13 protein-coding genes are annotated in these 14,262 nt (G+C 59.1%); 11 read left to right on the forward strand and 2 right to left on the reverse strand.

What is annotated here, in order from left to right; translation table 11 throughout:
• The first annotated feature begins 2 nt into the window (after positions 1-2).
• Complete coding sequence (locus ACFFSY_RS16830) at positions 3-935, forward strand: AEC family transporter (RefSeq protein WP_377496062.1); 933 nt, start codon at positions 3-5, stop codon at positions 933-935.
• Here the strand turns inward: ACFFSY_RS16830 and ACFFSY_RS16835 are convergent.
• Both ACFFSY_RS16835 and ACFFSY_RS16840 read right to left on the reverse strand, forming a co-directional pair.
• Positions 926-1,297 carry a toprim domain-containing protein gene (locus ACFFSY_RS16835; protein WP_377496064.1) on the reverse strand — a complete coding sequence of 124 codons (372 nt, stop codon included), beginning with the start codon at positions 1,295-1,297 and terminating at the stop codon, positions 926-928. The genes ACFFSY_RS16830 and ACFFSY_RS16835 overlap by 10 nt on opposite strands.
• Positions 1,298-1,707: 410 nt before the next feature.
• On the reverse strand, positions 1,708-2,907 hold the full coding sequence (locus tag ACFFSY_RS16840) for an MFS transporter (protein WP_377496066.1): 1,200 nt from the start codon (positions 2,905-2,907) through the stop codon (positions 1,708-1,710).
• 750 nt (positions 2,908-3,657) lie between these two features.
• Between ACFFSY_RS16840 and ACFFSY_RS16845 the strand changes: the two genes are divergently transcribed.
• The 10 genes from ACFFSY_RS16845 (at position 3,658) to ACFFSY_RS16890 (ending at position 14,235) form a co-directional block, all read left to right on the forward strand.
• Positions 3,658-4,116 (forward strand): hypothetical protein, encoded by a 459-nt coding sequence (locus ACFFSY_RS16845; RefSeq protein ID WP_377496068.1) that lies wholly within the window; start codon positions 3,658-3,660, stop codon positions 4,114-4,116.
• A 64-nt stretch (positions 4,117-4,180) separates the two neighbouring features.
• Positions 4,181-5,341: a transglutaminase domain-containing protein gene (locus ACFFSY_RS16850; protein ID WP_377496070.1), complete on the forward strand. Its 1,161-nt coding sequence runs from the start codon at positions 4,181-4,183 to the stop codon at positions 5,339-5,341.
• A gap of 65 nt (positions 5,342-5,406) precedes the next feature.
• On the forward strand, positions 5,407-7,461 hold the full coding sequence (locus ACFFSY_RS16855; RefSeq protein WP_377496073.1) for a peptidoglycan D,D-transpeptidase FtsI family protein: 2,055 nt from the start codon (positions 5,407-5,409) through the stop codon (positions 7,459-7,461).
• Between the two features lie 300 nt (positions 7,462-7,761).
• Entirely contained in the window at positions 7,762-8,730 is a 969-nt protein-coding gene (locus tag ACFFSY_RS16860; RefSeq protein WP_377496075.1) for a metal ABC transporter solute-binding protein, Zn/Mn family, read from the forward strand.
• 33 nt (positions 8,731-8,763) lie between these two features.
• On the forward strand, positions 8,764-9,561 hold the full coding sequence (locus tag ACFFSY_RS16865) for a metal ABC transporter ATP-binding protein (protein ID WP_377496077.1): 798 nt from the start codon (positions 8,764-8,766) through the stop codon (positions 9,559-9,561).
• 2 nt (positions 9,562-9,563) lie between these two features.
• On the forward strand, positions 9,564-10,508 hold the full coding sequence (locus ACFFSY_RS16870; protein ID WP_377496079.1) for a metal ABC transporter permease: 945 nt from the start codon (positions 9,564-9,566) through the stop codon (positions 10,506-10,508).
• Complete coding sequence (locus ACFFSY_RS16875) at positions 10,505-11,383, forward strand: metal ABC transporter permease (RefSeq protein WP_377496081.1); 879 nt, start codon at positions 10,505-10,507, stop codon at positions 11,381-11,383. Before ACFFSY_RS16870 ends, ACFFSY_RS16875 begins: the two co-directional genes overlap by 4 nt.
• Positions 11,384-12,225: 842 nt before the next feature.
• Positions 12,226-12,978, forward strand: a complete 753-nt coding sequence (locus ACFFSY_RS16880; RefSeq protein ID WP_377496084.1) for a Cof-type HAD-IIB family hydrolase — start codon at positions 12,226-12,228, stop codon at positions 12,976-12,978.
• 7 nt (positions 12,979-12,985) lie between these two features.
• Complete coding sequence (locus tag ACFFSY_RS16885) at positions 12,986-13,468, forward strand: DUF456 domain-containing protein (protein ID WP_377496086.1); 483 nt, start codon at positions 12,986-12,988, stop codon at positions 13,466-13,468.
• A 44-nt stretch (positions 13,469-13,512) separates the two neighbouring features.
• A complete protein-coding gene (locus tag ACFFSY_RS16890) occupies positions 13,513-14,235 on the forward strand; it encodes a ThuA domain-containing protein (protein WP_377496088.1) in 723 nt (240 codons plus the stop codon).
• Positions 14,236-14,262: the final 27 nt, after the last annotated feature.

Genomic DNA, 14,262 nt, shown 5'->3' on the forward strand with positions numbered 1-14,262 from the left:
GCATGAGCGTCCTGTCCACGATCGTTTGGAACAACGTCCTGCCGCTATCGGTGATGATCGCGCTCGGCATCGTCTTGCAGCGCGCCTTCTCGCTCGATATCCGCACGCTTAGCAAACTGAATTTTTACTTGTTCTCGCCGGCCATGATTTTTCAGCTCTTATACTCGACATCCATTTCGGCCGGCGTGGCGCTTCAGGTGCTGCTGTTTCTCCTGATCTTCATGGTGCTCCAGTACGGGGCCGCAGAAGCGTTCGTCCGCCTTCGCGGCCACCGCGGGGGCATGCGGGCCGCTATGCGCAACAGCGTATTGTTCTATAATAGCGCCAATTACGCCATACCGCTGAACGGTCTGGTCTTCGCGAACAATCCGTTCACGCTCTCGGTCCAGATCCTCGTCATGATGACGCAGTCGCTGCTGCCCAACACCTATGGCATCTACAGCGTCAACGCCCATAAGAGCACGCTGCGCGGCGTGATGCGCACCATTATTCAGCAGCCAGTCATCTATGCGATTCCGCTCGGGTTCGCGCTGCATCATTGGGGCATCGAATTGCCCAAGGCGCTCTCCGCGCCGCTCGGCTATTTGGCCAATGCGTTCATCGGCACGGCGCTCATTACGCTCGGGGTGCAGCTGGGCAGCATGAAGTGGTCGATGAAGGCGCTTCTCCATGCGGATGTCTGGCTGGCCAGCGGGCTGCGTCTTGTTGCTGGGCCGCTGCTTGCGGCGGCCGTCGTCTGGGCGATGGGGCTGGACGGGCTGATGGCGCAGGCGCTCATCGTCTCCGCCGCCGTCCCGACCTCGCTCTCGAGCGTGCTGCTCGCGGTGGAGTTCGACAACGAGCCCGAATACGCGTCGCAGGCGGTGCTGCTCTCGACGGTGCTGAGCATCGTCACCGTCACGTTCGTTATTTTCGCGCTTGATATTCAAATTTGATCGTCTTTGCTCCAGGGAGCGGGATCTTGCGGCGGGTACATGATGTACGCCTCAAGGCCCGCTTTTTCTAATTGCTCGATCAAATAGTCCTCCGGCGTCTTCTCGACCCCGGGATAGCCGCGTCTCGTGTAAATATGCTCGGCATCCGGGAAGGCGTCGCGCAGCATGCCGCGGATGCGTTTGCCCGAGGAATCGTTGTCGGTGAACAGGTAGGCTTGCTTGTCCCCGACCTGCTTGCGCAGCGTCTCGATCTGATTGGTGCTTGGCGTGCCGTACGTGCAATAGATCGGCACTTCTTCCGCAAGGACGCGGCGCAGCCGGCTGCGATCGTTTTTGCCTTCGACGATAATGGCGATATCCATCCAATTTTCACCTCACCGGCTTATTGTAGCCGATTTTCGGCGATTGATTAAGACGGGGGAGGCAAGGCGGCAAAATCATTCCGGCCTGGTTGTTACTTTTCGGCGCGGCGCTTCGTCTAAATAAAGCAGGCGGCCTGCTTGGCAGGCCGCCTAGTGGTAGCGGGTGACGCGGTCCTAGTAACAGAAACCGCCGATTACGATGACGAGCAGGATGAAGAGTACGAGGATGATGCCGACCGATGAGAAATGTCCGCCGTGTTTGTGGACGTGTTCTACGCATTGAGACATGGTGTTTCACCCCTCTTTCAACTTATCTGTCTTTGGCAAAGGCCTGCTGATTTCGTTTTTTGCCTTGCTAGCCGTTTGCCACACTGTATCTTATGTCCGGGAGGGGTAGCGGCCCTGTGCGTTCACCCAGTTCTCGAAAAATGGGCGCTGCCGCCGGCCGTTCGGATCGCGTGAAACGGCAGAATCGAGATAGCGAGCATGAGTCCGATGAAGGCAATGTAATAGGGCGACACGTAATCCCTGAGCTGGCCGGCCAGCATCGGTCCGAGGAACGAGCCGATGGAGAAGGCGATCGATAGCACCGAGAACGTCCGCCCGTACCGGGCGCCGCCGCTCAGCTCGATCAGCAGGGAAGAGAGCGCCGGGAAAATGATCCCTTTCGCCATGCCGAGCACGAAGAGCAGCACGTAGAATGGCGCCGGCACATCGGCCGCGATCGCGAAGTACGTTATCGCCAGCATGAACGCGCCCCATAGCGTCCGCAAATAAGGCGACATCCGATTGAGAAATAGCAGACTGAGCGTGAACAGCGCGCCGAGGCTCACGACGGAGAACAGCAGGCCGGTCGTCAGCATCGCCGCTTGGGTTTTGGCCATGAGCGGCAGCTCGAAGGAGAGGATCCCTTGCGCGCAGCTCATCGCGATCGGGACGAGGTAGACGAGCCACGGGATCGACTGTGCGGTTCCCGTGTGCAGTCCCGAGGCGTCGTCCCGTTCGTCAGCCGGGGCGCCGAAGCCGTCCGCATCCGACTCGCCGGCCTCGGCCAGCGCTTTCCTTGGCGCTTCGCGAATGAAGAACAACGCGCAGGCAGCCGTGCCGATCAGCACCCAGCCCAGGATGAGGAACGCGGTCGTAAAGCCGATCTGGGCGACCATGTACGCGCCGGCTGCCGGCGAGATGACGGAGGCCAGCGTGTGCACAAGTCCGTTGCCGGCCATCAGTTTGCGCTGCTCCACCTGATTGCGGGCGATGCGGGCGAGCAGCGACATGCACGCCGGCGACAGGAAGGCGAGCACGAACCCGCTGATCGAGCGGAGCACGAGCAGCTGCCACGGATTGGTGATCCCGGCTTGGATCACCAGGATGATGCCGGCGGCTGCCAGCGACAGGACGATGAAGAGCCGGCTGCCGAACCGATCGACGCCGAAGCCCGCGATCAGATTGCCCGGCAGATGGGTGATGGAGTAGATGCCCATCATCAGTCCGATGAACGACGGGGCGGCGCCGAGCGAGATGGCGAAGGGCGTCAGGATCGGGTACTGCGCATGCAAATCAAAAAATGCGACGAACAGAAACAAGTACAGCCATACTGCGGTTTTCAACGGAATTCCTCCCAGGCGTCGGCGCAAGCGTCGCGGCTTGCGCCGGGTATTTCGTAATGACGCCTGCGGCAAGGCGGGCCGGACGCCTCCGCAGGGCTTGTGCTGTTACTACTTGTACGCTTGGAGGGGCTTGGATATGTGCTCCGATTTCCCGCAAACGCTCCCGTTGGGGCTCCGATTGCGCCCAGCCGCTCCCGTTGGAACTCCGATTTCCCGCAAACGCTCCCGTTGTAGACGTGTTCCTGGATTAGGTAACTTACGAAGTGGTGGTAACACGACTACAAAAGTCGCTTATTGCGGGAAATCTCCGCCACAAAAGTCGCTTGTCGGCGGGAAATCTCCGCTGCAGTTGTGTGGGTAGCGCTTCGGAGTTGCTCGCTTCGCTCGGACTCCGATTGCGCCCGACCGCTCCCGTTGGGGCTCCGATTGCGCCCAGCCGCTCCCGTTGTAGACGTGTTCCTGGATTAGATAACGCATGAAGCGGTGGGAACACGTCTACAAAAGTCGCTTGCCGTGCGCAATCTCCGCCACAAAAGTCGCTTATTGCGGGAAATCTCCGCTGCAGGGGTTTGGTAGGGAGCGCTTCGAAGAAGCACAGATACGGGTCTACAATAGCCGCTAACTTCACGCAATCTCCGACATCCAAAACCGCGAAAACCCCGTTTTTCCAGCCGTTTACGGGCATAAGGGCTTCGGGTATAATGTTTTGTATTCAAAGTAAGCAAGCGGTATAATGGAGGAGACAATCGGATGGGCTTTGATTTGAACGCAAATTGGGACACATGGGTCCAGTTTTTCCAAGACAATTGGTTCGTGCTGGTGATTGCGCTGGTCGTGCTCTGGCTCGTCATTCGCATCGTGAGGACGGTCGTGAAGTGGCTGATCGTCGCGGTCATCATCGTGGGCATCATCGTATACAGCGGGTATTCGCTCGACGATCTGAAGAACATTGACCTGAAGGAAATCAGCGCGACGGTAACGGAGAAAGTGAAGGAACAAGCCATCTCCGCGATGGCCGGCGAGGCGAAGGAAGCGACGTTCACGACGAACGCCGACGGCACCTTTACGGTGAAGTCCAAGAATGTGGAGCTGACCGGCACGCCGGGATCGGGCGAAGTGAAAGTGAAGTTCCAAGGCGCCTCGCTGGGCACTTGGAAGATTGACGATACGATACAAGCATTGATTACGCAAGCGAAGACGAACGGCTAGCTTGGCCGAGGCCGCCCCTATACGGGTAGGCCGGTTCGGCATTGCGATGGAAGGAGGAGGAGCCATGAACGGATGGGTACAGGCGCTGATGAAGCCGGAGCCTGTGGCGCTTCTCGTGCTGCTCGTCCTGCTGGTGTCGCTCGTTCAAGGGGTGAGGAGAGGTGCGTCGGGTTCTGCGAAGCACCTTTTCTTTTTTGTGTGGGAGACCGCAAGCACGGTCCTCTCGCTCGCGTTGGCAGGCAAATCCGCCGCGTGGCTGTCGCCCTATGTAAGAGATTGGCTTATTGCGCGGGAAATAATCGTTCCCCATGAGGAGCTAGGCGCGTTCAAGCAGCTGTGGTACACGTTCGCGACAAGCTTGCGGGATTTCGAGCTGCTTCGGTTCGGCGTACTGTTCTTGCTGATCTATATGTTGATTCGCTTGCTGCTCGGCCAGCTGTATCCGCTCGTCGCGGCATTGTTCGAGCGGCTCCCGGTAGGAGCAGCCGGTGCTGGACTTCGCCGGGGTCAAGTGAGAGCGGGCAGCCGCGCGACAGGCGCGGTGCTGGGAGCGATGCTCGGCGCTGGACGGTCGTTCGTGGCGCTCGCGGTGCTGTTCATTTATGTCACGCTGCTGCCTGCCGGTCCGCTCGTCGACGAGATCCGCGGTTCCTCGTTCTATGCCAAGACGGCCGCAGAGCTGCTGGAACCCGTAGCGGGCGACACGCTTGCCAAGCGGGGGCCGGTGTTGACCGAGGCCGTGCAGGCGGAATTCAAACGGGTGCTTCAGCGCAAGTACGATGTAATCGATGCCGCCGTACCCGCCGATATTGAGGAAGCCGCCAAGGTCGTGACGGCCAAAACGGACGGCGACGAAGCCAAAGCGAGGGCGCTCTACGACTGGCTCGGCTCCCGGATTGCATATGATTGGGAGAAGGCCCGTAATTATGAGGAACGCGGCATATGGAAGGAACAAACGCCGGCCGATACGTTCGCTTCCCGAAAAGGCGTCTGCATTGACGTCGCACGCTTATATGCGATGATGGCGCGCTCGATCGGCATAGAAGTAAGAGTCGTGACCGGGCAGGGCGCGGACGGCCGGGGCGGATTTGGCCCTCATGCTTGGAATGAGGTGCGGCTGGCGGACCAAGGCGGCGCATGGGTCCCGCTGGACGCGACGTGGGCAGCCTCGGGCAACTGGTTTAATCCGGCTAATTTCGAACAGACGCATATTCGCGAAACATAACGTCCTCCATAGGGACGATCATAGGGACGATTGGATAGACTACAGGAATGAAGGAGGCAGCGGGCGTGCAGGATGATCCGAAGAAACGGGAGATTAGCAATCGCAGGCATTTCTCGTTTCGGTTGAACCTGTTTTTTTTCGTGACGTTTTTCGTATTCAGCGTATTGATCGTCAGATTGGCGATCTTGCAGTTCGTGGAAGGGCCTCAGCTGAAGGAAGAGGAGGCGTCTCGCGGCTCGAAAGACGTGCTCATTCCGCCGATCCGGGGCAACATCTACGATTCGAGCGGCAAGGCGATCGCGTATTCGACTTCGACGCAGTCGCTCTATTATACGATCGAGCCGGGCTCGAAGGAAGACGACTCCAAGGCGCTGGCGGCGCGGCTGCACGGCGTTTTTCAGAAGTACGGCGACCCTAAGCAGGCGCTGACGCTGGACAAAATCATCAAGAACATGGACCTCGAATACCGCAAAAACACGATTTCCGTGCCGCGACGAATTAAAAGCGGGCTGACGAATGAGGAGATCGCGTATTTCATGGAACACCGCGATTTGTACAAAGGCATCGAGATCGTCGAGGAAAGCATTCGTTATTACGACGACGACACGGTGGCGGTGCAGCTGGTCGGTTACTTGAAAAAGTTCGAGAACGGCGCCGATCAGACGAAGACGTACAAAGGCCGGGACAATAACGAAGATCCGCTCATGCGTTACTTGGGCCAGGAGGACGTCGGCTTCGACGGGCTCGAAATGATGTACCAGGACGTGCTGCGCGGCAAGAACGGGCTGAAGACGTACCCGATCAACTCCGGCGGCCGCATTATCGGTCCGCCCGTCGTGACCAAGCCGGAGAAAGGCGACAGCTTGTACCTGACGATCAACCGCGAGGTGCAGCTGGCGACGGAGCAGGCGATTCTGGATCAAATCGACTACCTCCACCACACCTCCGATTCTTCGAAGCGGCAGCCGATGGCCCGCTCCGGGTACGCGGTGGCGATGGAGGTCAACACGGGCAAAGTGATCGCGATGGCGAGCATGCCCGACTACGATCCGAATGTATGGGAAGGCGGACGGATCAGCCCGGACGATTACAACGCAATTCAGGGCATCTCTCTGAACGGCACGATCCGCCAGATCCCAGGGCCATACAAGGATGACAAGGAAGTGAGCAAGCTTCCGTCGTCCCTGGTGCCGCTCGGCTCGACTCAGAAGCCGCTGACCGTCCTTATCGGCCTGAACGAGAAGCTGTTCACCACGAGCACGACGTGGAACGACACCGGGGCCTTCTATTACGGCAAGGAAGGCGTCCACCGCGTGCGGATCGGTAATGCCAAAGGGCATGCCTACGGCTTGCTCGACCCGGCGAAAGCGATCGGCAAGTCCTCCAACCCGTGGATGGCGAAGATGGTCGGTAACGAACTTTACACCCGAGACGGCGCCAAAGGCGTCGACATTTGGGACAAATACGAGAAGATGTTCGGGCTCGGCGTCCTGACCGAGAGCGGGCTGCCGGGCGAGAGCGCCGGGTTCATCAACTATTACGAGGAGATGAAGGCCGGCAGCGCCCAGTCCGCGCTCGTCCAGGCGTCCTTCGGTCAGCAGGGCCGCTATACGACGCTGCAGCTGGCGCAGTACACCTCGATGCTCGCTAACAAGGGCAAGCGTATGAAGCCGCAGTTCGTCAGTATGATCAAGGACGCGGAAGGGAATGTGGTCCAGACGATGAAGCCCGAAGTGCTGAACACGGTTGACTTCCCGGACTCGTATTGGAACGAAGTGAAGCGCGGCATGTCGCAGGTGAACGTGGCCGTGCTCAACGGCACGGCGTACAGCGTCGAACGCAAGACAGGGACATCCCAGCAGGTCGTCGGCGGCAAGATCATCGATAACTCGGTGTTCATCGCCTACGCGCCGGCGGATAATCCGCGCATCGCCGTAGCTGTGGTCATACCGTACGGGGGCTTCGGGGCCGACGGCGCAGCACCGGTCGCGCGCAAAATTCTCGATGCTTATGACTACGAGATCGGCATGAACGGCGTGCCGAAGAAGCCGAAGACAACGACGAACACCGCAGTGAATACAACGACTGGCACGGAGAGCCAGTCGAATACGACGAATTAAGAGTCGGCGTAAGCTAGCGATTAAAGATTTCGTGAATAAGAAAGACCAGCAGAGACGGGAATCGCCCGTATTTGCTGGTCTTTTGGTATTTCGCCGAATGAGAAGGTCGCCGGCAATAGAAAAATACGGACGAATTGTTGCACTAATGAAACTTTTTTGTATATTATTAAAAAAAAGGCATAAGGTAAAATAGTATGTACAAAGGAAATAGTATTGGTCTAGGGTAAAAGTTGTCCGGCAATGCGGAAGCGCTTCGTAGGCGCGGGAGTAACACGATTAAGGCAAAGGCAGGGATGAGAGATGCGAAAGAGAACGAATTCGGCCATCCGGCGGTGGATGTATGCGATGGTCTATTTGGTGGTCAGCGCGGTTGTGCTGGCGGGTTGCGGAGGAGGAGGCGGCAACGGCAGCGGTGGCAGCGAGCCCGCCGCGGGCGACGGGAAGCTGAAGGTGACTGCGACGACGGGCATGATCGCCAATGCGGCAGCCGAAGTCGGCGGCGAACATGCGGAAGTAACCGGACTTATGGGATCGGGCGTCGACCCGCATTTATACAAGGCGTCGCAAGGGGATATCAAGAAACTGGATACCGCCGACATCATTTTCTACAATGGGCTTCACTTAGAAGGGAAAATGGCCGAGATGTTCGAGAAGATGGAGAAGAAGAAGCCAACGGTCGCCGTCGCGCGCAATCTGCCTGAATCGTCGCTGCGAACCGATCCGTCTGGCGCGCACGATCCGCATATTTGGTTCGACGTGGAGAATTGGATTTCGGCGACGGAGGTTATTCGCGATACGTTCATCGCCAAGGATTCAGCCCACGAGGACGACTACCGTACGCAAGCGGACGCTTATATCGCCGAGCTCAAGAAGTTGGACGCTTACGCGGCGGAGCAAATCGCCTCCATCCCGGAAGCAAGCCGCGTGCTCGTCACCGCCCATGACGCGTTCGGTTACTTCGGCGATGCTTACGGCATCAAGGTCATGGGGCTGCAAGGGATCAGCACGGCGTCGGAATACGGATCGAAGGATGTATCGACGCTGCGCGATTTCCTCGTCGAGAACAAGATTAAAGCGGTGTTCGTGGAATCGAGCGTGCCGAAGAAATCGATCGAGGCGGTTATCGAAGGCGCGAGCAAGATGGGGCATGAGGTCGCAATCGGCGGTGAGCTATTCTCGGATGCGCTCGGGAAAGCAGGGACGAATGAAGGTACGTATATTGGCATGGTGAAGCATAACGTCGATACCATAGTCGGCGCGCTCAAATAACAAAGAGACGAAAATGACGAGGAGAGTGGCGAAATGCCAAGCAGCACAGTAACGACGAAGCAGCCGCCGCTTGCGATTCGGGGCTTAAGCGTGGCGTACCAGAAGAAGCCGGTTCTGCGCGACGTCTCATTCGAGATTGCGGAAGGGGAGCTTGTCGGCGTCATCGGCCCGAACGGAGCGGGGAAGTCGACGTTGATCAAGGCGGCGCTGGGCTTGATCCCGAAGCTGACAGGCGAAGTGACGGTGTACGGCAAACCATGCGCGGAGCAGCGCAAGCTGATCGGCTACGTGCCTCAGCGGGAATCGGTCGACTGGGATTTCCCGACGAACGCCCTTGATGTCGTTATGATGGGGCGCTACGGGCAGCTGGGCTGGTTCCGGCGGCCGGGCGCCAAGGAGAAGGCGATCGCGCTGGAATGTCTGGCGAAGGTCGGCATGGCCGATTACGCAAGCAGGCAGATCAGCCAGTTGTCCGGCGGGCAGCAGCAGCGCGTCTTCCTCGCCAGAGCGCTGGCGCAGGACGCGAGCCTGTACGTGATGGATGAGCCGTTCGCGGGTGTGGATGCGGCTACGGAGAAGGCGATCATCAACCTGCTGCAGGAGCTGAAGCAAGAAGGCAAGACCGTGATGGTCGTGCACCACGATCTGGCGACGGTGAAGGAGTATTTCGATTCCGTGCTGCTGCTGAACGTGAGCGTGCAGGCGTACGGCAAGACGGAAGACGCGTTCACCCAGGAGAACCTGCAGCGGACGTACGGCGGCCGCTTCGCGTTCCTGAACCGGCAAGCCGATTCGGCCGAGCCCGCTTCGGCTGCCGAAGGGAGAGGGTGAGCATGCTGGATTCGCTCCGGGCGATGGTCACCGACCCGAACGCCCAATGGATTCTGCTCGGCTGCATGCTGCTCGGGCTGTGCAGCGGCGTCATCGGGTGCTTCGCCTATTTGCGCAAGCAAAGCCTGATGGGCGACACGCTTGCGCACGCGGCGCTTCCGGGCATCTGCATCGCCTTCATGCTGACGGGCACCAAGTCGATCGGCTTGTTCCTGCTCGGCGCGGGGGCCGCCGGGCTGCTGGCTACCTTCGGCATTGGCCTCATTACCCGATATTCCAGAATTAAGACGGACGCGGCGATGGGCATCGTCCTATCCAGCTTCTTCGGTCTTGGCATCGTGCTGCTGACGCAGATTCAACATAGCGATTACGGCAACCAGAGCGGCCTCGATAAATTTCTGTTCGGCCAAGCGGCCTCGATGATCGGCTCGGATGTGAACGCCATGCTGATCGTGAGCATCGTCATCATCGCGGCGTGCACGCTGCTGTTCAAGGAATTCAAGCTGCTCGCCTTCGATCCCGGATTTGCCCGCGGACTCGGCTTCCGGGTCGCGTTCCTGGATCAACTGCTCATGTTCTTCATCGTCGTCTCGGTCGTCGCCGGCATCCAGGCGGTCGGGGTCGTCCTTGTCGCCGCGCTGCTGATCACCCCCGCCGTATCGGCCCGCTATTGGACGGATCGGCTCGGCACGATGGTCATTCTGGCCGGGGCATTCGGTCTATTGAGCGGCGCGGTCGGCACTTGGCTGAGCTCGACGACGGCGAGCTTGCCGACGGGGCCGGTGAGCGTGCTGGCGCAGACGCTGCTGTTCGGCGCGTCGCTGCTGCTTGGACCAAAGCGGGGCTTGCTGGCGAAGCGGCTAGCCCATACGAGGGCACGCAGAACGGTTATTCACGAACAATCGCTGCAGGTCAATGTTAGCGGGAAGGGAGAGCGGCCATTATGACGGATTTCTGGATATTGCTGACGGGCTCGCTGGTCGCGGCCTGCTGTTCGATTCTCGGCTGCTTCCTCGTCCTGCGCCGCATGTCGCTTATTGGCGACGCGATCAGTCACTCCGTGCTGCCGGGCATCGTGATCGCCTTCATGGTGAGCGGCTCACGCGATTCGATTATCATGCTGCTCGGCGCCTCGGTGCTCGGGCTCGTGACGGTGTTCCTCATCCAGCTGTTCCAGCAGAGCGGCGTCCAATCGGACGCTTCGATCGGAGTCGTGTTCACCGCGCTGTTCGCCGTGGGCGTCGTGCTCGTCAGCTTGAATCTTCGCCAAGTCGATCTTGATCTCGACTGCGTCCTGTACGGGGAGATCGCGCACGTGCATTGGAATACCTGGACGGTACACGGCACGGATATGGGGCCGAAGGCCGTCTGGATGCTCGGCTTCACGCTGCTGGTCATCGTGCTCGTCGTCGGCTTGTTCTACAAGCAGTTCAAATTGTGCGCCTTCGATCCGATGCTGGCCGCTGCCGTCGGCATTCCTGTCGCGCTGTTCCACTACTTGCTGATGGGACTCGTCTCGATGGCGACGGTCAGCTCCTTCGAGAGCGTTGGTGCAATTCTCGTCGTCGGCATGCTGATCATTCCGGCGTCCGCCGCCTACCTGCTGACGGATCGGCTCGGTCGGATGATCGTCATCAGCGTCGCGATCGGCATCGCCAGCACGGCGATCGGCTATGGGGCGGCGGTCGTGCTCGATGCGTCGATTGCGGGCTGCATGGTATGCGCGGCCGCGCTGCTGTTCGCGATCGCGTTCGTCTTCTCGCCGACCCATGGCCTTCTGGCCCGGCAGTTGTGGCGCAGGTTGAACAGCCGCCGCGCATAGAGGTAGTTCAAAAAGCCGCCATTTGATCACGAAGCCATTCAAGAAGTAACGCGGCATCGCATCTTGCGTTCAGGCTTGAAGTCCGGTGCTCATTTAGGTTGGCCTAAACTCCGCTCCTCCTTCTTCGCCTTCTCGCAACCTTCTCGGTGCTGAAATGTCGGCTTTTTGAACTGGTATTTTAAAGGTAGTTCAAAAAGCCGCCATTTGATCACGAAGCCATTCAAGAAGTAACGCGGCATCGCATCTTGCGTTCAGGCTTGAAGTCCGGTGCTCATTTAGGTTGGCCTAAACTCCGCTCCTCCTTCTTCGCCTTCTCGCAACCTTCTCGGTGCTAAATGGCCGCCGTTTTGAACTCGCACGAACGTGAACGAATACGGCTCGCGATTGCCGTCCGTAGCAGCGAAATGCCGTATGTCCAGCCTCGGCCGTACACACAAACCAATTGCCGTCCGTAGCAGCGAAATGCCGTATGTCCAGCCTCGGCCGTACACGCAAACCAATTGCCGTCCGTAGCAGCGAAATGCCGTATGTCCAGCCTCGGCTGTACACACAAACCAATTCGCTTGCCGGGCGGCATTTTCTTTTTTCGAACGTTCGGCGAGGGAACAAAATCAGACACAAATTGCCCAAGATCCGGTAGGGCGCGGCGCGGCGAGAGATTCTATAATGAATGAGTCCCGGCGTAGAGGCGCCGAAGAGAGCACGGTTCGGTTTGGAATCCGCGCGTTTTGTGCTAAAATTCTTCTAGTGAACGTTAGACCGGCCCCTTGACGCTCGCTAGCCGCGAAGCGGCGAAATAGGCGCGCGATAAGGGCAGCCGCAACGTAAGGGGGCACGAATCAATGCGACGAATCAAACTGGTGGCGCTCGACATGGATGGCACGCTGCTCAACGACGTGCAGGAAGTGAGCGAGCAGAACGCGACGTGGATCCGCAAGGCGCTGGACGCCGGCGTGCTGGTCTGCTTCGCCACCGGCCGCGGCTTTCAGAGCGCGCTGCCGTATGCGGAGCAGCTTGGACTGGACACGCCGATGATCACGGTCAACGGCGGCGAGATTTGGCATAAGCCGCACGTGCTGCACCGGCGATCGCTCATGCCGGCGGCTACGATCAAGCGGCTGCACGAGGTAGCGCTGAAGCACGAGAGCGCTTGGTATTGGGCGTACACGGTGAACGGGATTTTCAATAAGGAGAAATGGATCGCGCCGGCGGACGATTACGAGTCGCATCATTGGCTCAAGTTCGGCTATTACACCGAGGATGACGCGATCCGCCAACAGATTTACGAAGAAACTTCCGGCTCGGGCGGCATCGAAATTACGAATTCCTCGCCGTGGAACTGGGAGATGAATCCGGAAGGCGTATCCAAGGCGAGCGCGCTTCGCGAGCTGTGCGGCGTGCTGGGCATCGATATGAGCGAGGTCGCCACGATGGGCGACAGCTTGAACGACATCGCCATGATCCGCGAAGCGGGCTTGGGCGTCGCGGTGGGCAACGCGCAGGAGGTCGTGAAGGAAGCGGCGGATGCGGTCATCGTGAAGAATACGGAGCATGCGGTGGCGCACTTGATCGAGCATTACGTGCTGAAGGGGTGATGCGGCCATGATCATTGCCGGATGGATTATCGTCGCGCTGTTGTTCATCGTCGGGATGGCGGGGGCGGTGTACCCGATTTTGCCGGGCGCGCTTGCGATCTACGCCGCTTTCTTCGTCTACGGCTTCTTCGTGTCGTTCGAGCATTTCGGCTTCTGGTTCTGGTCCTTCCAAACGATGATCGTCGCGGTGCTGTTCATCGCCGATTACGCGGTGAACGCGTGGGGCGTCAAGAAGTTCGGCGGCTCCAAGGCATCGGTCATCGGCAGCACGATCGGCGTGTTGATCGGTCCGTTCGTCATTCCCGCGTTCGGTCTGCTGCTCGGTCCGCTGCTTGGCGCCGTGATCGGGGAGCTCATCGCGGGCTCGAACTTCGAGAAGGCGCTAAAGGTCGGCTTCGGGTCGGTCGTCGGGTTATTCTCGAGCATCTTCGTCAAGATATTGCTTCAAGCCATTATGATCGTCATCTTCTTCATTTGGCTCTTCAACTAAGGCATTATCGTTCAAGCATATCAACATTCTAGGAGGCGGCATCGGTGATCAAGGTAACGGTATGGAATGAGTTTTTGCACGAGAACGTGCATGAGGAAGTCAAGAAGGTATATCCGGAAGGCATACATAAAGTCATTGCGGAAGGCATAGGCACGGACGGCTTCATGGTACGCACGGCGACGCTGGATCAGCCCGAGCATGGCTTGAGCGAAGATGTTCTCGCCAACACGGACGTACTCATCTGGTGGGGCCATATGGGCCATGACAAGGTCGAGGATGCGATCGTCGAACGCGTGCACGCGCGCGTCATGAACGGCATGGGTCTGGTCGTGCTGCATTCGGGCCACTTCTCGAAGATCTTCAAGAAGCTGATGGGCACGGGCTGCGATTTGAAGTGGCGCGAAGCGGGCGAGAAAGAGCGGATCTGGACGGTGAACCCGGCGCATCCGATCGCCGGCGGCCTGCCGGAGTACTTCGAGCTGCCGCAAGAAGAAATGTACGGCGAGCACTTCGACATTCCGTCCCCGGACGAGACGGTCTTCATCAGCTGGTTCGAGGGCGGCGAAGTGTTCCGCAGCGGCGTGACGTTCTTCCGCGGCCAAGGCAAGATCTTCTACTTCCGTCCGGGCCATGAGACGTACCCGACGTACTACAACGACAACGTACGTCAAGTTATCCGCAACGGCATCCGCTGGGCGGCGCCATCGGGCGCGGCGGCACCGGTTCGCGGCAATCACCAGCCGCTTGAGGCAATCCAGCCGAAATAATGAGGCAGAAGGCGGTAGGTTGTTCGC

Source organism: Paenibacillus aurantiacus, from assembly GCF_042431225.1.
Taxonomy (GTDB): domain Bacteria; phylum Bacillota; class Bacilli; order Paenibacillales; family Paenibacillaceae; genus Paenibacillus_Z; species Paenibacillus_Z aurantiacus.